We start from the raw sequence: 19,578 nt of genomic DNA on the forward strand, positions 1-19,578 counted from the left end.
AAAAGCCAAAAGAGGCAAAAGCGGTCAGCCGGCTGCCCGGTTCAATTGCCGTGACGCACTGTTGCGCCAACGCGCCAGATGCAGTTCGCAATAGCGCCGCAGGTGCCGGAGCAGTTGCACTTGCTCATCGACCAGATAGAAGTGATGCCCCTCGAACATGTCCAGCGAGAAACCGGTACAGGTCTCCTCCTGCCAGTCGAGCAGCTGCTCGACGCTGACACTGTCCTGCTTGCCGCCAAAAACATGGATCGGCAGGTTCAGCGGCTCGCGCTTGCCATACACGAAACTGCCGCAGAGCAGAAAATCGGCGCGCAGGATCGGCAGCATCAATTGCATCAGCTCGTCATTGGCGATGACGTTTTCGCTGGTGCCCTTGAGCGTGCGCAGTCGGTCGATCAGTTGCTCATCGGTCTTGGCCAGAGCGTATTCGCTGACATCGCGACGCACCGGACCAGCGGTAGCCGATGCAAAAAGCGCCAGCGGCTCAGGCAGACCCCGTTCACGCAACGCATGCGCCAGTTCGAAGGCCAGCAGACCACCAAGGCTGTGGCCGAACAGCGCATAGGGCGTATTCAGGTCAGCACTGATTTCGTCGGCCAGACGGTTGGCCAACTGCACGATATTGGTCTGCAACGCCTCATCCATGCGCATGCCGCGACCGGGAAGCTCCAAAGGCCGTACGTTCAGCCACTCCGGCAATTTGCGCCGCCAGGGGCTGTAGAACATCGCGCTGGCACCGGAAAAAGGCAGGCAGAACAGCGTCAGGCTCACGGGCGTGCTCATATCTGAACCGTCCCTCTGTTGGCGCGGATGTAAAAGCGGCGTTGCGCGTGATCGAAGCGCATGGGGTTCTCCTGAGGTATTCCCTGGCCGCAACCGTGGTCGGGCCTGTCACCAATGAGAACGGATGGCGCCTGCAAATAATTAGTGGAGATGCGCGTCGCGAGAGCGCGCCTGACAAGGCCGCACTTTTAAAGTGCGCTGATTGGCTTTCGCATTTGACAATAATTATCATTAAGGCTAATTTATCGCCCCATGTGACGGCGCCGCTCCTCCTGTGGCCCTCCCCCTCCATTGTTCAGGCAGCAAGGTGAATTCCATGACGGAACACGTAATCACAAGTAAGTGCGACTCACCATTACTCCAGGCATTCGTCGACAACTACTTGCTGCTGGTCAAAATCGCGGCGCGCATCGTGGGTTGCCGGTCCCGGGCCGAGGACGTAGTGCAGGACGCCTTCTTCAGACTGCGCTCGGCACCTCAAGCCACGCTGACTTTCAAGGCCCAGCTCAGTTACCTGTTTCAGATCGTGCGCAATCTGGCCATCGATCATTACCGCAAACAGGCGCTGGAACAGAAATACACCGGCCCCGAGGCCGAGGGTCTGAATGTGGTCATTCAGGGGGCATCGCCGGAAACCTCGCACATCAACTTCTCCAGCCTGGAGAAAATTGCCGACGCCCTGACCGAGCTGCCACCCCGCACCCGCTACGCGTTCGAGATGTACCGTCTGCACGGCGTGCCACAAAAGGACATCGCCAAGGAACTGGGCGTATCACCGACGCTGGTCAACTTCATGATCCGCGATGCGCTTGTTCATTGCCGCAAGGTCAACGGTGCCAACGCTGAAGCGTGATAATTCAGAAAGACAAAAAAATCCGGAGCACTGGCTCCGGATTTTTTGTTTCAGCCTTGAGTAGACGGTCGATCAGCGGCTGACCTGGTACTCAGGCTGTACTTCCGGCATGGCCGAAGAGTGGTGGTTGAGAATCTTCCACTCGTTGCCGATGCGGTGGTAAAGGAACGAATAACGCGCCTGTACCTTGGTTTTCTTGCCGTCTGCAGCCGTCAGAGTGAAGGTGTAGACGCCGTTGTCCGCAGCGGCATCAGGCCCCAGACGACGAATCTCACGGTAGTTGATCTCGCCAACCGGCTTAAGCGCCAGGAAGTGATCGAAGTAGTCTGTGATCTCTGCCGGAGTAGCACGTACCTTGTTGGAGACCGTAGGCTGCAAGACTGCGTCCGGCGCATACAACGAGGCGACTGTCTTCGAATTACCGGTCTGCAGAGCCTTGTTCCAGCGGTCAAACAGACCGGCGATTTCCTTGTCATTCACATTGCTTGGCGTCTCGGCCACCATGCGGTAAGTGTAGCCGGACGGCTCGGCAGCAGCCTGAACCATCGGTGCACTCACAGCCAGCAACAGGGCCAGGGCGGTCAATTTAGTTTTCATCGCTACTCTCCTACGGGGGATCTGTTCAGGGATTCAGTGAGTGCCACTTTGCCCTGCCCGCCACCGCGCGCCATCGGCCAACCGGGGTTAACTGTGTATGCCAATCGGCAGATAGGCTTTACCTCCTGATAAAGTTCTAATAGCGTCACTTTCGTTATGCCCGCGCGGGCATCCACCCTCGCTGGAGCTCCTCATGCAAAGCCCCCCCCATGACCCGGCAAGCGCGCTGGCCATCCGCAACCAGTATCGCCAGTCGCAAAGCCGCGCAGCTCGCCTGCGCCTGTTAGTGGATACCGGTCAGGAGCTGACCCAATTACCTCCCGAGGCCATGCGCCAGCGAGTGCTGCAGCGCGCCTGCGCATTCGTCGCCATGGACCATGGCCTGCTGCTGGAATGGGGCACCGACAACAACGTGCACACCACCGCCAGTCATGGCAATGCGGACCGCCTGAGTACCCTTGAAACAGTCGCCGACCCGCTGGCCATCGGCCCGCAATGGCTGGAGCGCAGCGGTCCCGACTTGCCTTGTGTGCTGTTATTGCCGTTGCGTGGTGCCGACGAAGGCTGTTTCGGTACCTTGCTGCTGGCCAACAGCGTGGGCATCAATGCCCCGGACAATGAGGACATCGAGTCCCTGCAACTGCTGGCAACGTTGCTGGCCGCACATCTGGAAAACAATCGGCTGCTTGAAGCACTGGTCGTCAGAGAACGCACCATGTCCGAACTGGTCCGCCAGTTGTTCACCGCTCAGGAAGACGAACGCAAACGCATGGCCTACGACCTGCACGACGGGCTGGCCCAGACACTCGCCGGTCTGCACCAGCGGCTGCAGGGTTTTGCCGGTCGCTGTCCGCAACTGCCTGAACCGCTGGACGCCGACCTGCAAGCCATTCTCAAGCTGGCGCAGCACTGCGTCGGTGAAGGACGGCAGTTGATCAGCGGTCTGCGACCCAGCGTGCTGGATGATTTCGGGCTGTTGCAGGCAGTCGACAAGGAAGCCGACCGCCTGCGTGAAGCGGGCATCGCCGTGCAGTGGACGTCGCGTTCCCAGGCACGCTTGCCCAGCCACCTGGAAATTGCGTTATTCCGCATCGCTCAGGAAGGCATCAACAATGTCTTCAAACACGCCGGTGCCAGCTGCGTAGAATTGGCGCTGGAACTGAGTAACGACAATGTTTCACTAAGCCTGGAAGACAACGGCCGGGGTTTCATCACCGAAAAGCCGCGTAACGGCAGTAGCGTTCAAAAGCTGGGCCTGGTGGCCATGCAGGAACGCGCCAGCCTTCTGGGCGGTCGCCTGACCTGCTTCAGCCGCCTTGAGCGCGGCACCCGGCTGCGCGCCATCGTCCCTTTTACCGCAGACAAGGCAACAACATGACTGACACTGTGCGACTGGTTTTGGCGGACGATCATGAAGTAACCCGCACCGGGTTCGTCTCGCTGCTGGCGGGGCATCCGGAATTCGAAGTGGTCGGCCAGGCCGCAGACGGCCAGCAAGCCATCGACCTGTGCCAGGAACTGCAACCGGACATCGCAATTCTCGACATTCGCATGCCAGTGCTCAACGGACTGGGCGCTGCGCGAGTTCTCCAGCAGCGTATGCCGGACCTGAAAGTGGTGATTTTCACCATGGACGACAGCACTGATCATCTGGAAGCCGCGATCAGCGCGGGGGCGGTGGGCTATCTGCTCAAGGACGCCAGCCGCGACGAAGTAATCGCCGGTCTGCAACGTGTGGCCCGTGGCGAAGAAGCCTTGAACAGCACCGTCAGTGCGCGCCTGCTACGGCGCATGACCGAGCGCAACACCAGTGGCGCAGCCCTGCCGGAATCCCTCACACCTCGCGAACGTCAGGTACTGGGACTGGTGGCGGGCGGCTTCAGCAATCGTGAAATCGGCGAAAAACTCGGCATTACTACCGGCACCGCCAAGGCACACGTGGAAAAGGTCATCGGCAAACTGGGTGCCTCGGACCGTACTCAGGCCGCCGTGCGTGGCGTGGCGCTGGGCCTGGTGAGCCAGTCGACGAGCGAGTGGCGATGACGACACCCGGAAGCAGTCGCTGGGAAGACCTTCCGTTACGCGGCAAGGCGCTGGTGGCCATTTCTTTGCCGCTGGCGATTCTCATGTTCTCGCTGGTGCTCATCTATATCGCTGAACGCCAGACCGCACAGGCAGAGGAAGATGTACGTCGGGTGCTGCTGGTGCAAGGCGACATCCAGACACTGCATACCCAGATCGCAGAAGGTGCGGCCAGTGTGCGTGGCTACCTGCTGACTCATCAGGAAGACTTCCTGCCCGGCTACATCAATGCACAGCCGCTGATCGGGGCGGCATTGGCGCGACTCAACGACAATGTGCGCGATGGGCAGATGCGCGAACACCTCAAAGCCATTGAGCCGCTGATCAACACCAAGGTCGACGGCCTGGAAAAGCTGCGCTCGATGAGCATGGAAGATCAACAAACCGTTGCCCGCATTCTGGTCGAAAACAAATACGTGCTCGACCAGTTGCGCGAGCGGATCGGCATCATGCGCGAGCGCGAAGACGCCTTGCTCGCCGAACGTACCGAAGCGGCGGCCGCTACCCGCGAACGCCTGCTGCTCTCGACCCTGCTGGCAGCCGCCTGCGGAATATTCGGAGCCATTCTTGCTGTGCTGATGCTGTCCAAAGGCATCGTGGCCAGGGTGCATCAGGTGCAACGCAATGCTCAGCGGCTGGCGCTCGGGCACCCGTTGCTGCCCCAACCCCCGGAAAAGGACGAAATCGGCCAGCTCGGCACCCGACTGGTCGAAGCCGGTCAATTGCTGGCCGAACGCGAACGCGCGCTGCGAGACAATGAAGAACGTTTGCGGCTGATCATCGAAGGCGTGAAGGACTACGGCATCTTTGCGCTGGACCGCAACGGCTATGTCACCACCTGGAACGCAGGTGCCGAGCGCATCAAGGGCTACACAGAACAAGAGATCATCGGTAAGCACTTCTCTGTTTTTTACCTGCCGGAGGAGTGTCCGCAACACCCTGATATGGCCCTGCGTGAAGCCACGGTCAACGGCCGCTATACCGAAGAAAGCTGGCGCAGACGCAAGGACGGCAGCCGTTTCTGGGCCAGCGTGGTGATTACCGCCCAATACGATGGCAATGACGAACTGCGTGGCTTTTCCAAGATCACCCGTGACATCAGTGATCGTCGTGTCGCCGAAATTGCCTTGGGCACTGCCCGCGAGGAAGCCGAGCGGGCCAGCCGGGCGAAAAGTGAGTTTCTCTCACGCATGAGCCACGAGTTGCGCACGCCCCTGAACTCGATTCTGGGCTTTGCCCAGTTGCTGGACATGGACTCGCCTGCAAGCCAGCGACCGCAAATCGGCCATATTCTGCGAGCCGGTCAGCACCTGCTGAAACTGATCAATGAAGTGCTCGACATCGCCAGAATCGAAGCCGGGCATGTGTCCCTGAGCCTGGAACCGGTATCACTGTCGAGCGTGCTTGAAGAAGCGCTGGTGCTGGTCTCGCCGATGGCGGCTGACGCCAACATCGAATTGAAGGCGTTGCCGCAATTGTCTGACAAGCTTGGCGTGGTCGCGGATCGCCAGCGCTTGATTCAGGTGTTGCTCAACCTGCTGTCCAACGCCATCAAATACAACCGTCCCGAGGGTCAGGTGCGGATTGAAGTCGAGCAGTCAGACGAGCGAGTTACCGTGAGCGTAATCGATACCGGCTACGGAATTGCGCCAGAGCGTATCGGGCAGTTGTTCAAACCGTTCGAACGACTGGATGCCAACCCGAGCGTCGAGGGCACCGGGCTGGGGCTGGCGCTGAGCAAAAGCATGCTGGAAATGATGCACGGCACCCTGTCAGTGCAGAACACACCGGCTGAAGGCTGCCGCTTCATACTGGAGCTGCCGCTTGTTCTGGTGCACGCCCCCACGGCTCCCCTGCCACAGACTGGCATGCCCGCTGACGCCGCCCTTGCCGCCCGCCTGCCTGCTCGCCCGGCTTATCATGGCAAGCTGCTGTGCATCGAAGACAACCTGTCGAGCATGGCCTTGATCGAGACACTGATGCAGCGCAGGCCCGGTATCCAGTTGCTGTCGAGCATGCAGGGTCAGCTGGGGCTGGATCTGGCCCGCCAGCATGCGCCGCAACTGATTCTGCTGGACCTGAACCTGCCGGACATCAAAGGCCTTGAGGTGCTGCAACGCCTGCGGCGCATGCCGGCTACGGCCAATACCCCCGTCCTGATGATTACAGCCGACACCAGTGATAAAGCCAGTTGCGAACTGAAACAGGCCGGTGCAACGGCCATTCTGACCAAACCTATTCAGGTGCCGGTGTTTCTCGCCCTCCTGGACCAGTATTTACCGGAGCCAACATGACCGGAGATTTCCGCATTCTGATCATTGACGACCAGCGGCCCAACCTTGATCTGATGGAGCAACTGCTTGCCCGCGAGGGCCTGACCAATGTGCTGAGCAGCACTGAGCCGCTGCGCACGCTGGACCTGTTCAACAGCTTTGAGCCGGACCTGGTGGTGCTTGATCTGCACATGCCCGAATTCGATGGTTTTGCGGTTCTGGAACAGCTCAACCGGCGCATCCCGGCCAATGACTATCTACCAATCATGGTCCTGACCGCCGACGCGACACGCGATACCCGCCTACGCGCCCTGGCGCTGGGCGCACGGGACTTCATCAGCAAACCGCTGGATGCGCTGGAGACCATGCTGCGTATCTGGAACCTGCTGGAAACTCGCGCCCTGTATAAATCGCTGCGCAAGCTGGTGCCGCCGGAAAACATCGAGCTGTTGCGCCAGCCACGGACACTGGCGCAGCAGTGAGGCGTCTTTATTTGATGAGCGTCACCGGCACCGACACTTCATGGATCACCCGCGTGGCTACCGAGCCCAGCAGCAGGCCGCCAAAGTTGCCAAGCCCGCGGGTGCCCATGACCACAGCATCACAACCCAATCGCTGAACCTCGGCTTCTACCTGTTCGGCGACGTTGCCCAGCTCGACATGGGCCTGGAACGGCACGCCCGCGGCGGTCAGCAGTGCAATCGCGTCATCAAGCACGCGCTTGCCTTCATTGGTCAGCCCGGCCTTGACGCCCTCAATCATGTCGGGGGCCAGATAAAGGCTGTAATCAATGGGGCTGGCCTGCACATTGAGGATATGCACCTCAAGCGATTTGGTGAGGTCGCCAGACAATTCGATGACATAGCCCAAGGCACGCATGGCGTGCTCGGAGCCGTCGAAGGGAACCAAAACTTTGTGCATGTGCGCTTTCCTTGAGGGGGTATGCGATCAATATAATCCGTTGGCTGGTGGGCAACCACTGCTGAACGGCAGCTTGTTGATTCAGGGCAATGTGTGCTGGCCTACACCTCTGCGACCGCAACACACGATGGGCTGGAAGATGATTTGATTTGACGAAGGCATTTATTCTTCTAGAGTGAGTGCAGTAGTGCCAGCAACGACCGGCAGTGGCGGTATCGGTCTCATGGAACGATCAGTCAATGACTGCCCATTGGAACAAACGCCTCTCGAAACAGGCCACGCTGCTATTCATCCTGGCTGCCAACGTTTTCTATATTCTGCCGTTACTGCTCGCCAATGCGCCCTCTGCCGAAGATGACCGGATCTCAAGCAATGCTCAGGGGCAATGGGCAGAGCAAGGATATCCACTTGCCACCCTCGCCTATCGCGCGCTGACCTTTACAACCGGCGCACCCGAACTCTTCCCACTGCCACTGTTAATCGCTACAGCGCTGATTTCGTGGGCCATGTTCAAGTGGGTGCGTGACTGCTTTGCGACGCCCACAGTGATTGACTGTCTGGTGGTACTGCCGCTTTGGTACAACCCGTTCCTCCTGCAGAGCCTTTCTAGCCACTACGATGGCCCGATCATTGCGCTGGGCATCGCTTTGATCGTTTTCGCAATTGTTTATGACTCCCCCGCAATGATCAGAAAACTGGCCATTCCAGGCCTGATGATCGCCTGCGCACTGGCGTCCAGTACAACAAGCCTCAATGTTTTCCTCGGCCTCTGTTGCGTTGAATGCATGAGAGCGCTGATACAGCAGCGCATTCCGGGTTTCATTGGCAGGCTGCTGATGATCAGGCTGACGCAGTTGTTGTGCGGATTGTGCCTTTACGTGACGGTCGGCGCATACGACTTGCTGACAATGGACAGTCACTGGCTTGCGGAAATAATCAGGCGGCTGGCCCTGCTCCACCAGAACGTGGGATTTTTGTTCAACACAGGCACCACCTGGCTGGCTATCGCGCTTTTACTGGTTGCGCTACCTGGTTACGTCAGCCAAGTACTCAGCGCACTCAGGCGACCGAACGGCGTTGCCCGCAAGGCAGTCGCTGTCCTCTTTTACCTGAGCCTGCCTGTTGCACTCTTGCTGCTGATTCCCGGAACAGCCTTGTTAGCGAATGATTTCGCCGGCCGGGCCGGAACATTGACGGGATTCTCGACACTGCTGATCGCGCTTTTTTTCCTGATCAACACGCATGCCTGGAAACAGCATGATGCAGTGCGTCTGGTGCTGATCCTGCCGGTCGTTTGCATGCTGTCCTTTTCCTATGCCTACGCCAGAGTGCTGATCCTGCAGAAAGAGCTCGGCACTTATGTACTTTTCAGCCTTGCCTACGACATCGACACCCTGCCTGATCTGCAAAATATAGACACTTTTCACTTCGACAGTCAGCCACTTCAAAACTGGCTGCCAGCGGCCAGCGGAACCTTCGAAAAACTTCCTGCGATCAAATACATCATGAATGTCGACGAGCGCGCGACACCTGCAAGACTGCAACGCGTTGGTATCACTCGCGGTGAATGGCTGACATCGCCATGCACTGCGCAGGACCTGACGTCCAGTGCACCGATAGTTGATCGCACGTTCTACAGCATTAAGGTTCATCAGCAGACCGGCTGCATCGTCATGAAAAAAATTACAACCCCCGATACTTATATCTGGGAACCGTAACCCACTTTCCGCAGCGACACTTCCCATGCCCCCTATCAGATGGCTGAGTCAAGCACTTTCCTGGCAACACTCATATTGGCTACTGCTCGGGGCAAGCCTGCTGTACATAGTTCCGTTTCTCATGGCCGACCAGACTTACGCCGATGACTACTGGAGGTCGCAACTTGCACAGGGTCGCTGGACAGAACAAGGCCGCCCCGGCGTAGACCTACTTTATATGGTGCTCGGTTTTTCGTCAGGCGCGATCAATCTGTTCCCGCTGCCGTTATTGCTGACCACTGGCCTGCTGGCGGTATCCCTGACCCGCTTGGCGCATCATTACTTTAGCCGCCCTACCGCGCTGAACTGCCTGATTGTGTTGCCTGTTCTGTACAACCCCTTCTTCCTGCAGAACCTGTCTTACCAATACGACGGTCCAGGGATGGTACTGAGCCTGTGCCTGGCGGTGGAGGCACTGCTGCATTCGACCTACAAGCCGTTGAAAAGCAGCTGGAAAGCGGCCTTATGGATGGCTGCAGCGCTTGCACTCTATCAGCCGGCACTCAATGTTTTAGTGGGCCTGTACTGTATTGAGTTTATTCGCAGCGTCGAGGCGAGAAAGACGTTCAACGCCTTGTTCTCTTCACTACTGAGCCAACTGATCATCCTGGCAATGGGGCTTCTGATTTATGCGTGCCTGGCGATACCGTTCATCAAAGGCAGCCGCACGCATCTGCTGAATATAAATCAGGGCGCGTTACAGGAGCTAGATGACCGTATACAGTTTCTGGCTCAGCAAATAGCACTGCTCGTGCACGGTGAGTTACTTGAAATGACCGCCACGATTATCACCCTTGTTGCCACTGTGAAACTCATTTCCATCGCGACAGCCCTGCTGCAATATGCCGAGCCCCTCTGGCGCAGAGTGGGCGTGTTTTTCATATTTCTGGTCACCGCCCCACTGCTGATATTTCTTGTATCGGGTACAACCCTGATGCTCAAAGACTTCATCCCGGAGGCCCGAACCCTGACCGGTTTTTCGATACTGATTGTCGCAGCGCTCTATCTTTACGAACGTTCCTGCCCGCCGGAAACGCTGTTACCCAGACTGTTTATCGTCCTGCCACTGGCGGGCATGCTCTCGCTTTCGTTTGTCTACGGGAATGTTCTGAGCGCGCAAAAAGAGCTGGGCCAGCATGTTGCACGAAGCATTGCCTACGACATCGACGCGCTATCACAGTCGAGAACGCTGGAGCGTATACATTTGCGAGGGTTCTATTTGCAAAACTGGTTGCCCGCGGCGCAGTCGGCCTCAAACGTCTTACCGGTACTGGGTTACCTACTGAATACTCATTACCTGACGCTGCCGGAAGCACTGCCGAGAACCGGCATCATCAATGTCCATAAATATACCGAACCGCCAGTCGGTGAACATCTTCAGCCCCCGGTGCTGATCAGGCCGCTTTATCGCGTTCACCTGTCTGAAAATACGGGTTATCTGGTGCTCAAAAAAATCACCGAGCCGCAGGACTATCATCCAGAGCACTGACCGCATCGGGCCTCATCCGTCAGAATGGATGGTATTGGTACAGCCAGCTCTCGGTTAACGTCAGCTCACCCAGTCGCAGATACAGACGCATGTCTACCGGTTCTGCACCTTCTACCGTCAGGTCGAATTGCGCCCGCCAATGCCCCGCCAGACCGTCAGGCACTGCCTCGGTGAAAATATTGGAGAAAGTCCCTCTTGAGCTGGACAATACCGCTTCCGGAAACGTATTGAACGGCACTTTTTCCAGAGTGCGGCCCTGAAATTCGACGACAAATTTTCGCACGCCTTGCGGCCGCGTCTGTCCTGGCCGGCCACCATTACCGAAACGAGTCGCTACGCAATGAGCCAACTCACCGGGGTATGGCTCGTCCGCCAGCCAGTGCAGACGATAACGCAGCCGGTAATCTGTTCCGGGGCCTGCCGGTTTTTCAGGTACCCACATGGCGACGATATTGTCGTGGATCTCATCGTCTGTAGGAATTTCAACCAACTGTACGGCGCCTTTCCCCCAATCGCCCAAGGGCTCGACCCACAGGCTCGGCCGCCGTTCATAATGCACGCCATCCAGGTAATGGCTGAATTCGCGATCCCGCTGCAGCAGACCGAAACCTCGCGGGTTATTGTCGCTGAAGGCAGATGCCATGGTTCTCGGCGGGTTGTTCAACGGTCGCCATATTCGCTCGCCTGCACCGGTCCAGATCGCCAGTCCGTCGGAGTCATGCACCTCGGGCCGCCAGTCAGCAGCTGTTTTCTTGGTCTGTTCACTGAACCAGTACATTGAGCTGATCGGCGCGATGCCGAACCTTTGCACTTCGCCGCGCATGAACAGTGCGGCCTCGACCTCCATGACCACCCCTTTGCCCCGCTGTATGGCAAAGCGATACGCCCCACAGATACTCGGCCCGTAAAGCAGTGCATAGACAACGACCGAGTCGGATGTATTGCTGTCCGGCGATTCAAACCAGAAGTGAGTGAAGTCGGGAAATTCTTCCGCACGCTCGGGCTGGGCGACATCCAGCGCGATACCCCGTGCGGAAAGTCCATATTGATACAGCTCGCCAATGGCACGAAAGTACGCAGCGCCGAGAAAAGCCGTCCAATCGTTATTACGCCAATCCAGTTTTTTCTGATCGCCTGTTCGACTTTCCTGAAAGCGAAACCCGGCAAAGCCAACACCCTGAGTCAACTGACGCGCAGGGCTGTCTTCGGGCATGTCGAAATACGCCTGATCGTAGAGAATTTCCCTGGCAGCACCCTTATCGACGACATAGAGCCGCACCGGCTTGGGGAAAAACTTCCCCGGGTGGAAAAAAGTGATCGGAAACTGGCCCGGTCCCTCCGCGAACAATGCGTACTCCGGCTTGAAGCGAATCTTGCCGTGAGCGTCATAGTCCAGTTTCGCCAGTACCTCCGCCGAAAGAGTTGACGGCACAATGTACGGCTGTGAGGCGGCCTCTTTTGCGCGCTGCACTAAAAGATCAAACGAAAAGGGCTCGCTATCGCCCATTTTCAGCGGCTCGTCAGCCTGTGAGGAAGAAGGGATACCTGATACGAACAACAGAGCAGATATCGAAGAAAACTCGAGAAAGTTTCGTCGATTCAACATGGTGGGAAGTGACCTGGTGGGGGTAGATCTGGTGGGCGGTAGACCTGAGCATAGATCAGCCCGCCAAATCCACCCGTTCAGCTCGTCCGATTAACTCAATGCCCCTCAAGGAACGCCGCTGCCTGATCCAGCAACAGCATGGGATTTTCGGCCTTGTGTATATCAACCGACAGCAACTGACGGAAACGCCGTGCGCCGGGGAAACCCAAACCAAGCCCGAGCATGTGCCGAGTGACATGGTGCATGTTGCCACCGCTGGCAATATGCGCCGCAATGTACGGCCGCATCGACTCCAACGCATCGTAACGACTGATAACCGGCGCAGTGCTGTCGAACAACTGCTGATCAACATGCGCCAACAGATACGGGTTGTGATAAGCCTCACGGCCCAGCATGACGCCGTCGAAGGTCTGCAAATGTTCGCTACACTGCTCCAGCGTCTTGATGCCGCCGTTGAGTACAATTTCCAGATCGGGGAAATCAGACTTCAACTGCGCGACCACGTCATAACGCAGCGGCGGAATATCGCGGTTTTCCTTGGGAGACAGTCCTTCGAGAATCGCGATACGCGCGTGAACCGTAAAACTCCCGCAACCGGCCTCATGAACCTTGCCGACGAAATCAGACAACTCGGCGTAGCTGTCACGGCCGTTGATGCCGATCCGGTGCTTGACCGTGACCGGGATGCCGACCGCATCGCGCATGGCCTTCACACAATCAGCCACCAACTGCGGATGCGCCATCAAGCATGCGCCGATCATGTTGTTCTGCACCCGGTCGCTTGGGCAACCGACGTTCAGATTGACCTCGTCGTAGCCCGCCTCCTCAGCCAACCGGGAACAGGCAGCCAAGTCCGCCGCCGTGCTGCCGCCCAGCTGCAACGCCAACGGGTGCTCGGTCTCGTCATGGCGCAAGAACCGCTCACGGTCGCCGTGCAGCAAGGCACCGGTGGTGACCATTTCGGTGTACAGCAATGCATGCTTTGAGAGCTTGCGCATGAAGTATCGGCAATGGTGGTCGGTCCAGTCCATCATCGGGGCGACGGAGAAGCGACGGGATAGTACAGGGGCCGATTTTTCAATGTTTGCTGGGGTTTCTCGATTTTCGCTGATCATATTTACTGGTCTTTTATACAGCTATTTTTACCCGTCTTTGCTTGCTTTTCACGAGCGATTGCTACGATGTAGCAAATCGTTCCTGAAATGTAGCAAATGATATGGGCACGATCACGGCACGGAAACGCAAAGACAAACTACTGGCTTCACGGCTCAGATTCGGATCAATAGGGTCGGCCCGGCAGTTTATCAGGAAACTTAAACCTTCGACCGTAAGCAGGTTGCCCAAGCCTGGATCAAGAAACGTGAAGCGGAGCTGACCGCACCTGGTGCGATCAAACGCATAAACTGCAAAACCGTCAGCATCAAGCAGATGATCGACCGATACCTTGATGAGTACGAGAAGGTTCGCCCTCTTGGCAAGACCAAGCGGGCAACGATTAAGGCCATAAGCGAGAGCTGGCTGGGAGAGGTAGCCGATTAAGCATTGAGCAGTCAGAAGCTGGCAATCTAGGGGTTCCATAAGCTAGTCTAAGCCCTCAATTTTTAAGCAGGAAGCTAATATGTCTTTTGACGCATTTATGCAGGTGGACGGTGTAGAGGGCGAGTCGCTGGACAACGCCCACAAAGGCTGGGTGGAGCTGCTGTCATATCATTACGATGCGGTTCAGTCGATCAGTACAACTGCCTCTTCTAGCGGCGGCGCGACTGCTGGGGGCGTGACCCTGGGCGACTTTAGAGTCAGTAAATATATAGACAGAGCAACACCAAAACTATTTGAACTTTGTTGCCGAGGCTCGCATATCAACAAAGTAACTATTCGCGTACACCGTGCAGGCACCGAGAAATTTAAATATCTAGATATCGTTCTTGAAGAAGTCTTGATATCAACCGTCAGCGGTAATGGTGCGGAGCATGCTGGCTTACCTATGGAAATGATCACACTCAATTATGGCCGTATAAAATTCGAGTATTCTCAGCAGCGGCGTGCTGACGGAGGAAATGCTGGTATTGTCTCAGGGGGGTGGGATAGGACCGCAAACAAGCCTTTTGCGTAATCAAAAGCATTAGCAATTCAGCGGCATTCTTTAACAACTGAAGGCCGCCCAACGACAGGGCGGGCTCCAGACTTATTTGAATAGAAGCAAAGTGACACCAAGTAGAGTGACAGTAATTATTGCTTCTTTTCGAGAAAGCGAAAAGCAAATAGCCATCTGCACAACGACAGCTATGGTTACGATCAAGCCCCGAAAAACTGCTCTGTTGTTAGACTCATCTTGAATCGGCAAGGATAGATTATCAGGTGATGGCGCGAGACCAGGTGGTGACGCGAGCATACTGGGATCCATCCAATCATATTCAGACCCCTGAAAGAGCACATACATTAGCAGACAGAAAAAATAGATACCGTACAAAAAAACTCGTAACAATACGCTTTTAATTTTCATATTTATCACATCATAAGCTGTTTGAGGTGAGACCAAAAATTGACGATGAAATTACCGTAACGCATATCTTTTTTTATCTCATCTAACGACCAACTTGTACCTCGATTATACCGAGCACCGATAACTCGTACCTCCTCCATTCCGATGGTAGAAAAATTATCATAATCAGCAAGCATACGTATGTGCTTTGCCGCAATATCAATATTATAAATATCAGTTTCAATACAGTTAGCCAAGCTCCGAAGCTGACTGATATCCATCTCATCGGGATTCATTCCTAAAGTAACAGCTGCTGTGCGAAGCTGGATGCTGACCCAACCAAAACTGGTTTTTAGTGGGGGACTAGTAATTAGGTGTGGCCGATTACCCAAGCGGTCAAAAGCTCTTACTTCAAAGCCTATCCTGTCCACAATATTTGGGTCGCCGCCAACCTCAATCCAACAAACTCCGGCCAACAGCTCAATAGGGAGGAAGTACTTAGCTGCTGCCGCCTTGATATATGATTTATTATGAACCACCCAAGCATCTTTGAATCGTCTTGAATAAGCGGTGCCACCGCCCAATCGCTCGGGCCATGCTTTCCAAATGATTACATCAAGCAGTGTCCAAGTGGGACTATTGTTTGACTCTGGCGTGCAAAATTCGTCCATATGTTCATCCGTGACCAGCTTGCAAAACCTTACTCTAACATTAACCTTTGCCGTAAGTGCAGTCACTAGCGGCCCAGCTACGGACAAAAATCAAAATCCCCCCCAAGCACCAAAGGCTCCCAATTTGATAACCAGCTCACTGTTGACATCAGCCTTTCCCTTTCTCTGGTTTTGGAGCGGCAGTTCGATGCCTGCGTCGGCCAGCCGCTTGACGAGCCTGCGCCTACTGTCACGGCCGGAGGCGGCGGTAAAATCTCTGTCGTATCGCTCAGACTCTCCCCAGAGCATTAGGAAGGCGCACTGCGCGTCGCCGCGTTTCTGATCAGCTATTACGGAACCGAGAACATCAGCAGCGCCGGAGAACCAGCGCACACGATTACGACCAAGGATCGCTTGGCGCTGGTCACCGTGATGGTCAAGGGTACGCCCTACGTGATCGTAGACATCTGCCTTCGAATGCTCAAACCGTCCGAGCTGTACAAGGCCCAGGGCTTCCCGGCCGACTACGTCATCACCCACGGCACCGACGGCAAGCCATTCACTAAGACCCAGCAGGTGCACATGTGCGGCAACAGCGTCAGCCCACCGCCGATGGCCGCACTTGCCAAAGCAAACGACCCATGGCGGCAGATCGAACTCTGCTGGGAGGCAGCATGAGCCGCACAGGAGCGCGTGACAGAGCGCGCAGGCAACTTACCGAGACGATCGCAGTGTTGAGCGACAGCATGGCACTGCTCGGTAAGTCACGCACACTGGTCGGGAATGTCGGCACTCCAGATGCAACTCAATACCTTGCAGATTTGGATGCCTTTTGCGCCCGTCTCTTTCCTGGCCAAGTACACCAACACCCCGATAATTTGGCCGTCGACAACTTCGCTGCAGCCATGAAAACAAAGCTAGCCGAAGCTCGCGCTAAAGGTCTTCGTGGCTGGAGTGAAACCAGGGTGCAGGATAGAACGCTGGCAGAGATGTTGGTCGGGCATATTCCCAAGGGAAACCCTGGCAACTTCGAGGACATCGCTAACTTTGCGATGATGCTTCATCAGCGCGATGCCCACCCTCGGGAGCTAATATTCGCCTATAACGCGATGCTCTGCACAACTCCAACCAGACGGGTTCATAGCAAGCCCAGTAACATGGTTACGCCCAACACAGCGATGGGTAAAGAGCGACCCATACTATTCAACGGGCAGATGACGCACGCATTACTGGCAGGCCAGAAGACAGTAACGCGCCGGATGGTGGAAACGCCTCCACGTACTCCACACAAGGAGCTTGCCAACGGACGTGGAGCGCAAACGGCAGATGTACACACAGCTGATTGACCTTACGACCAGCCAGGTGACCGGCTTTGGGTACGCGAGACATGGATACCCTGCCCAGACGCCGGACATGAGTCTTGGAGCAACCACGCCTTTAGTTACTCGGCATAGGTGAGAACAGGCAAAAAAATCTGTGCCGTTCCAGCAGCCCTTCGCAAACCGAGGCACTGCATCTATCGGATAGATGTAGCTGGTGACTACGGCTTTAAATGGCGGCCCAGCATCCACATGCCGCGCTGGGCGTCCCGGATTCTGTTGGAAATCACAGATGTACGCATCGAAAGGCTGCACGACATCACGCCCGAACAAGCTGTTGCCGAGGGTGTAATGAGCTGCTGCGACCATCTGGACCCTGATGGCATTGGTTACCCGGAGGAGGAGCTGTTCTCGATTCTATGGGTATCGCTCAACGGGCACGAAAGCTGGAACGTCAACCCATTGGTATGGGTAATTCAATTCAAGCAGGTGAAGCCGTGAATACTCTGTTTTTGCTGATGGCACAGTATGAAGGACGAGCTGTAATACCACTGGATCGTGTGTGTTCAGATTACATGCATATAACTGTTGAAAAGTTCAAGCGCAAAAGGCTTGATGGCGAAATAGATATTCCAGTTGTACGGCTTGGCGCCGATAGTCAGAAAGCAGCGCTTGGGATTCACCTTAAAGACTTAGCTGAATACATTGACCGGCAAGGAGACAAGGCGACTAAGGAGCAAAATCAGCTCATGGGCAGAGCGGCGTGAACCCAAGGGCACACCTGCAGGCAGGTGTGCCACTCATTTAGAGCTGACAAAAAGCGTTTAAAGACCGAGGCATCTTAAGATGAGCCTTCGCCACATGCAACATTACTAGACATCTTCAAAATCTATATCTATTAGTCTAGTACGTTCTTCATGATTATTAACCACAATCTGAGCTGCACTGACTCTTGCAATCAAATCATTTTCAACGGACACCAAGGTGTTTCTAACCTGATTAACCCCGGCAAATAGAAGACCTTCTTTAAGGCCATATTCGATTGAAGTGTTTTCAGCATTCAGAGGAGATGCATCAAGCCCTTTCAACTGGAGATACTCGGATATAGTGCCAGGATTCTGCATGAAAAGCATCGCGGTGAGGTCCTGCAATAACTCATATCTTAAAGAGCGCCCCCCCGTGGTAGATAATACCAGCCGGCCATCGACACTATATGTAAATTCCAAGTGCGGAAAGACTTCTGCAAGATACCTCAATATCGAATCCGAACTTTTATATGCCAAAACTTCGCCAAGTTCGACACACTCATTCATTACTGGACCTAGCTCGTAAAACTTACAAAAACGGTAATGGTCAATTTTCTCAAGAAAGCCGAGCACATAAGTCCACTGACTATAATTACTCGCGCATTTTGCGTAAAACTTCGATGCGATAATGGAGTCCATTCTTGCGATGAAAGCTGCAGAAAAGTAATCCAATATTCCCTTATGCAGAAAAGTTGTCAGGCCAACGCCCTCATCGAGCATTAAACATGCCACACCAACTATATCCTTTTTGAAGCTTTGAACATTACACCCAACTCCGAGCACATACTTTTTCGCCCGATCAAAGCATTCGTTAAACTGCGTAATCGTTAGCGTCCTCCCATAATTCTTATTCATGACAACAAAGCAAAATGCCTCAAACAAATGCTGCAAATCGCTTTCAGACAGCCCACTATAATGATGCCTATTGAAAGCAACTTTTTTTCGATCATGCTGGGTAAAAACAACATGAAATAGCGCATCGAAAAACTCAGAAAGGTAAGAAGGAATTTCTTGATAACTCTCATAAATCAATACAACTATTGACAACATTAAAGGAGTATTCATAACCTCCCTAATCTCAGGCGGACTGTCTTCGATAGCCATAATAAGCGCGTGGCGTTTGAACACATCCACACCCAAACGCTCTAAAAATGGATCATAATCTTGAGAATCCAATCCATGTAATACCAATACGACAAAACCCGGCAGATTCTGAATTGCGTTCCCGGGGCGCGATGAAACGCCTATCTTCATCTGGGGATATTTAGCCATCATCCTCCCCAGCTCCCTGATGACAGAAGACACAGAATCCCCAGGTATCTCGTCGAAACCGTCTGCAAATAACGCTATCTTATTCCTGCTCGCTAATGCATCAAAAACCTCTACAGTAGGATCTAATCCTAAAGACCGAAGCTCATCGAAAATCAAGTCAAGCATTGATACTTTGTCATTAATGTCTTTGAGCTCGATAAACACGGGCAACAAATCCACCTTAGATTTTTTCAATAGAGACAGGGCAAGATATCGCATAAATATCGACTTGCCTTGCCCTACAATACCTTGCACCACAAAATACTGACTTTCTATATCATGAAGACTTTCTACGGATTTAACAGACTCACCCTCCGACAATATGATGGGATAATAAAACTCATCAATGTAAGCAGTATCCCCCCGAGTCCAAATCGTCTTTACCTGAGACAGTCTAAAAAAATAACTTGCAGCTACATTAGCCCCGTTCACACTCTTCCAAATCTCGAATCCAATCTTCGCTCGATCAGAAAGCCCGTTATATATGGATTTCAAAAAAGGGGCCAACAGCTTACTCGTGGATGCAATTGCACTAGCTTCGACTACCATATCGCTCTACTCCCTATGTCTGGCACTGAGTGGTAACGCGCTCATCTAGACCACATACGATTACGCCACTTTAAATAAATCTCTAAAACAAAACCGGCCA

General features: G+C 54.7%; 18 protein-coding genes and 2 pseudogenes. 11 read left to right on the plus strand and 9 right to left on the minus strand.

The window, feature by feature from the left end; genetic code table 11:
• Positions 1-24: 24 nt before the first annotated feature.
• On the minus strand, positions 25-783 hold the full coding sequence (locus RYB09_RS02500) for a thioesterase II family protein (RefSeq protein WP_219171220.1): 759 nt from the start codon (positions 781-783) through the stop codon (positions 25-27).
• A gap of 316 nt (positions 784-1,099) precedes the next feature.
• Between RYB09_RS02500 and RYB09_RS02505 the strand changes: the two genes are divergently transcribed.
• The gene (locus tag RYB09_RS02505; RefSeq protein ID WP_002552913.1) at positions 1,100-1,636 is read left to right on the plus strand and encodes an RNA polymerase factor sigma-70; all 537 of its coding nucleotides are present in this window, start codon (positions 1,100-1,102) and stop codon (positions 1,634-1,636) included.
• A gap of 72 nt (positions 1,637-1,708) precedes the next feature.
• Here the strand turns inward: RYB09_RS02505 and RYB09_RS02510 are convergent, their stop codons facing one another.
• Complete coding sequence (locus RYB09_RS02510) at positions 1,709-2,233, minus strand: SgcJ/EcaC family oxidoreductase (RefSeq protein WP_058402047.1); 525 nt, start codon at positions 2,231-2,233, stop codon at positions 1,709-1,711.
• A 193-nt stretch (positions 2,234-2,426) separates the two neighbouring features.
• On the opposite strand from RYB09_RS02510, the gene RYB09_RS02515 reads away from it, so the two are divergent.
• From RYB09_RS02515 to RYB09_RS02530, 4 genes are read left to right on the plus strand one after another with little or no spacing between them, the layout of a single operon-like run.
• Positions 2,427-3,611, plus strand: a complete 1,185-nt coding sequence (locus tag RYB09_RS02515; RefSeq protein ID WP_122280294.1) for a sensor histidine kinase — start codon at positions 2,427-2,429, stop codon at positions 3,609-3,611.
• On the plus strand, positions 3,608-4,276 hold the full coding sequence (locus RYB09_RS02520; protein ID WP_122280295.1) for a response regulator: 669 nt from the start codon (positions 3,608-3,610) through the stop codon (positions 4,274-4,276). The genes RYB09_RS02515 and RYB09_RS02520 overlap by 4 nt, the downstream gene beginning before the upstream one ends.
• On the plus strand, positions 4,273-6,609 hold the full coding sequence (locus tag RYB09_RS02525) for an ATP-binding protein (RefSeq protein ID WP_058402045.1): 2,337 nt from the start codon (positions 4,273-4,275) through the stop codon (positions 6,607-6,609). The genes RYB09_RS02520 and RYB09_RS02525 overlap by 4 nt, the downstream gene beginning before the upstream one ends.
• Positions 6,606-7,070, plus strand: a complete 465-nt coding sequence (locus RYB09_RS02530; protein WP_002552910.1) for a response regulator — start codon at positions 6,606-6,608, stop codon at positions 7,068-7,070. The genes RYB09_RS02525 and RYB09_RS02530 overlap by 4 nt, the downstream gene beginning before the upstream one ends.
• Positions 7,071-7,077: 7 nt before the next feature.
• Here the strand turns inward: RYB09_RS02530 and RYB09_RS02535 are convergent, their stop codons facing one another.
• Positions 7,078-7,509: a universal stress protein gene (locus RYB09_RS02535; protein WP_005782898.1), complete on the minus strand. Its 432-nt coding sequence runs from the start codon at positions 7,507-7,509 to the stop codon at positions 7,078-7,080.
• A 239-nt stretch (positions 7,510-7,748) separates the two neighbouring features.
• Here RYB09_RS02535 and RYB09_RS02540 point away from each other — a divergent pair, with 239 nt between their 5' ends.
• Positions 7,749-9,227 (plus strand): hypothetical protein, encoded by a 1,479-nt coding sequence (locus tag RYB09_RS02540; RefSeq protein WP_058402044.1) that lies wholly within the window; start codon positions 7,749-7,751, stop codon positions 9,225-9,227.
• A gap of 121 nt (positions 9,228-9,348) precedes the next feature.
• Positions 9,349-10,755 carry a glucosyltransferase domain-containing protein gene (locus RYB09_RS02545; protein ID WP_257605797.1) on the plus strand — a complete coding sequence of 469 codons (1,407 nt, stop codon included), beginning with the start codon at positions 9,349-9,351 and terminating at the stop codon, positions 10,753-10,755.
• Between the two features lie 19 nt (positions 10,756-10,774).
• Here RYB09_RS02545 and RYB09_RS02550 read toward each other — a convergent pair whose 3' ends face one another.
• The 3 genes from RYB09_RS02550 to RYB09_RS27130 all read right to left on the minus strand — a co-directional run bounded on the left by RYB09_RS02550 (position 10,775) and on the right by RYB09_RS27130 (position 13,939).
• A complete protein-coding gene (locus RYB09_RS02550; RefSeq protein WP_316887473.1) occupies positions 10,775-12,262 on the minus strand; it encodes a glucan biosynthesis protein D in 1,488 nt (495 codons plus the stop codon).
• 194 nt (positions 12,263-12,456) lie between these two features.
• Positions 12,457-13,476 carry a tRNA dihydrouridine(20/20a) synthase DusA gene (gene dusA, locus RYB09_RS02555; RefSeq protein WP_316887370.1) on the minus strand — a complete coding sequence of 340 codons (1,020 nt, stop codon included), beginning with the start codon at positions 13,474-13,476 and terminating at the stop codon, positions 12,457-12,459.
• A gap of 61 nt (positions 13,477-13,537) precedes the next feature.
• A complete protein-coding gene (locus tag RYB09_RS27130) occupies positions 13,538-13,939 on the minus strand; it encodes a hypothetical protein (RefSeq protein ID WP_410478293.1) in 402 nt (133 codons plus the stop codon).
• Positions 13,940-13,979: 40 nt separating this feature from the next.
• Here RYB09_RS27130 and RYB09_RS02565 point away from each other — a divergent pair, with 40 nt between their 5' ends.
• Positions 13,980-14,474 (plus strand): Hcp family type VI secretion system effector, encoded by a 495-nt coding sequence (locus tag RYB09_RS02565; RefSeq protein WP_016982465.1) that lies wholly within the window; start codon positions 13,980-13,982, stop codon positions 14,472-14,474.
• A gap of 72 nt (positions 14,475-14,546) precedes the next feature.
• Here RYB09_RS02565 and RYB09_RS02570 read toward each other — a convergent pair whose 3' ends face one another.
• Both RYB09_RS02570 and RYB09_RS02575 read right to left on the minus strand, forming a co-directional pair.
• The gene (locus RYB09_RS02570) at positions 14,547-14,864 is read right to left on the minus strand and encodes a hypothetical protein (RefSeq protein ID WP_225231654.1); all 318 of its coding nucleotides are present in this window, start codon (positions 14,862-14,864) and stop codon (positions 14,547-14,549) included.
• 5 nt (positions 14,865-14,869) lie between these two features.
• The gene (locus RYB09_RS02575; RefSeq protein ID WP_057401597.1) at positions 14,870-15,514 is read right to left on the minus strand and encodes a hypothetical protein; all 645 of its coding nucleotides are present in this window, start codon (positions 15,512-15,514) and stop codon (positions 14,870-14,872) included.
• A 171-nt stretch (positions 15,515-15,685) separates the two neighbouring features.
• On the opposite strand from RYB09_RS02575, the pseudogene RYB09_RS02580 reads away from it, so the two are divergent.
• The 3 genes and pseudogenes from RYB09_RS02580 to RYB09_RS02595 all read left to right on the plus strand — a co-directional run.
• Positions 15,686-16,171 (plus strand): annotated as a pseudogene (locus RYB09_RS02580) (DNA cytosine methyltransferase); the annotation flags it as partial.
• A 500-nt stretch (positions 16,172-16,671) separates the two neighbouring features.
• Positions 16,672-17,313, plus strand: a pseudogene (locus tag RYB09_RS27135) (hypothetical protein).
• Entirely contained in the window at positions 17,310-17,579 is a 270-nt protein-coding gene (locus RYB09_RS02595) for a pyocin activator PrtN family protein (protein WP_316887379.1), read from the plus strand. The pseudogene RYB09_RS27135 and the gene RYB09_RS02595 overlap by 4 nt, the downstream one beginning before the upstream one ends.
• 105 nt (positions 17,580-17,684) lie before the next feature.
• Here the strand turns inward: RYB09_RS02595 and RYB09_RS02600 are convergent, their stop codons facing one another.
• Positions 17,685-19,478 carry an NACHT domain-containing protein gene (locus RYB09_RS02600; protein ID WP_316887381.1) on the minus strand — a complete coding sequence of 598 codons (1,794 nt, stop codon included), beginning with the start codon at positions 19,476-19,478 and terminating at the stop codon, positions 17,685-17,687.
• Positions 19,479-19,578: the final 100 nt, after the last annotated feature.

It is taken from the genome of Pseudomonas syringae group sp. J254-4 (assembly GCF_032586855.1).
Classification (GTDB): Bacteria; Pseudomonadota; Gammaproteobacteria; order Pseudomonadales; family Pseudomonadaceae; genus Aquipseudomonas; species Aquipseudomonas amygdali.

Excerpts from the sequence above, each read along its gene's own strand:
- RYB09_RS02500 (WP_219171220.1), bottom strand. The coding sequence starts at position 783 with ATGAGCACGCCCGTGAGCCTGACGCTGTTCTGCCTGCCTTTTTCCGGT.
- RYB09_RS02505 (WP_002552913.1), top strand. The coding sequence starts at position 1,100 with ATGACGGAACACGTAATCACAAGTAAGTGCGACTCACCATTACTCCAG.
- RYB09_RS02510 (WP_058402047.1), bottom strand. The coding sequence starts at position 2,233 with ATGAAAACTAAATTGACCGCCCTGGCCCTGTTGCTGGCTGTGAGTGCA.
- RYB09_RS02515 (WP_122280294.1), top strand. The coding sequence starts at position 2,427 with ATGCAAAGCCCCCCCCATGACCCGGCAAGCGCGCTGGCCATCCGCAAC.
- RYB09_RS02520 (WP_122280295.1), top strand. The coding sequence starts at position 3,608 with ATGACTGACACTGTGCGACTGGTTTTGGCGGACGATCATGAAGTAACC.
- RYB09_RS02525 (WP_058402045.1), top strand. The coding sequence starts at position 4,273 with ATGACGACACCCGGAAGCAGTCGCTGGGAAGACCTTCCGTTACGCGGC.
- RYB09_RS02530 (WP_002552910.1), top strand. The coding sequence starts at position 6,606 with ATGACCGGAGATTTCCGCATTCTGATCATTGACGACCAGCGGCCCAAC.
- RYB09_RS02535 (WP_005782898.1), bottom strand. The coding sequence starts at position 7,509 with ATGCACAAAGTTTTGGTTCCCTTCGACGGCTCCGAGCACGCCATGCGT.
- RYB09_RS02540 (WP_058402044.1), top strand. The coding sequence starts at position 7,749 with ATGACTGCCCATTGGAACAAACGCCTCTCGAAACAGGCCACGCTGCTA.
- RYB09_RS02545 (WP_257605797.1), top strand. The coding sequence starts at position 9,349 with ATGGCCGACCAGACTTACGCCGATGACTACTGGAGGTCGCAACTTGCA.
- RYB09_RS02550 (WP_316887473.1), bottom strand. The coding sequence starts at position 12,262 with ATGGGCGATAGCGAGCCCTTTTCGTTTGATCTTTTAGTGCAGCGCGCA.
- dusA (WP_316887370.1), bottom strand. The coding sequence starts at position 13,476 with ATGATCAGCGAAAATCGAGAAACCCCAGCAAACATTGAAAAATCGGCC.
- RYB09_RS27130 (WP_410478293.1), bottom strand. The coding sequence starts at position 13,939 with ATGGAACCCCTAGATTGCCAGCTTCTGACTGCTCAATGCTTAATCGGC.
- RYB09_RS02565 (WP_016982465.1), top strand. The coding sequence starts at position 13,980 with ATGTCTTTTGACGCATTTATGCAGGTGGACGGTGTAGAGGGCGAGTCG.
- RYB09_RS02570 (WP_225231654.1), bottom strand. The coding sequence starts at position 14,864 with ATGAAAATTAAAAGCGTATTGTTACGAGTTTTTTTGTACGGTATCTAT.
- RYB09_RS02575 (WP_057401597.1), bottom strand. The coding sequence starts at position 15,514 with ATGGACGAATTTTGCACGCCAGAGTCAAACAATAGTCCCACTTGGACA.
- RYB09_RS02600 (WP_316887381.1), bottom strand. The coding sequence starts at position 19,478 with ATGGTAGTCGAAGCTAGTGCAATTGCATCCACGAGTAAGCTGTTGGCC.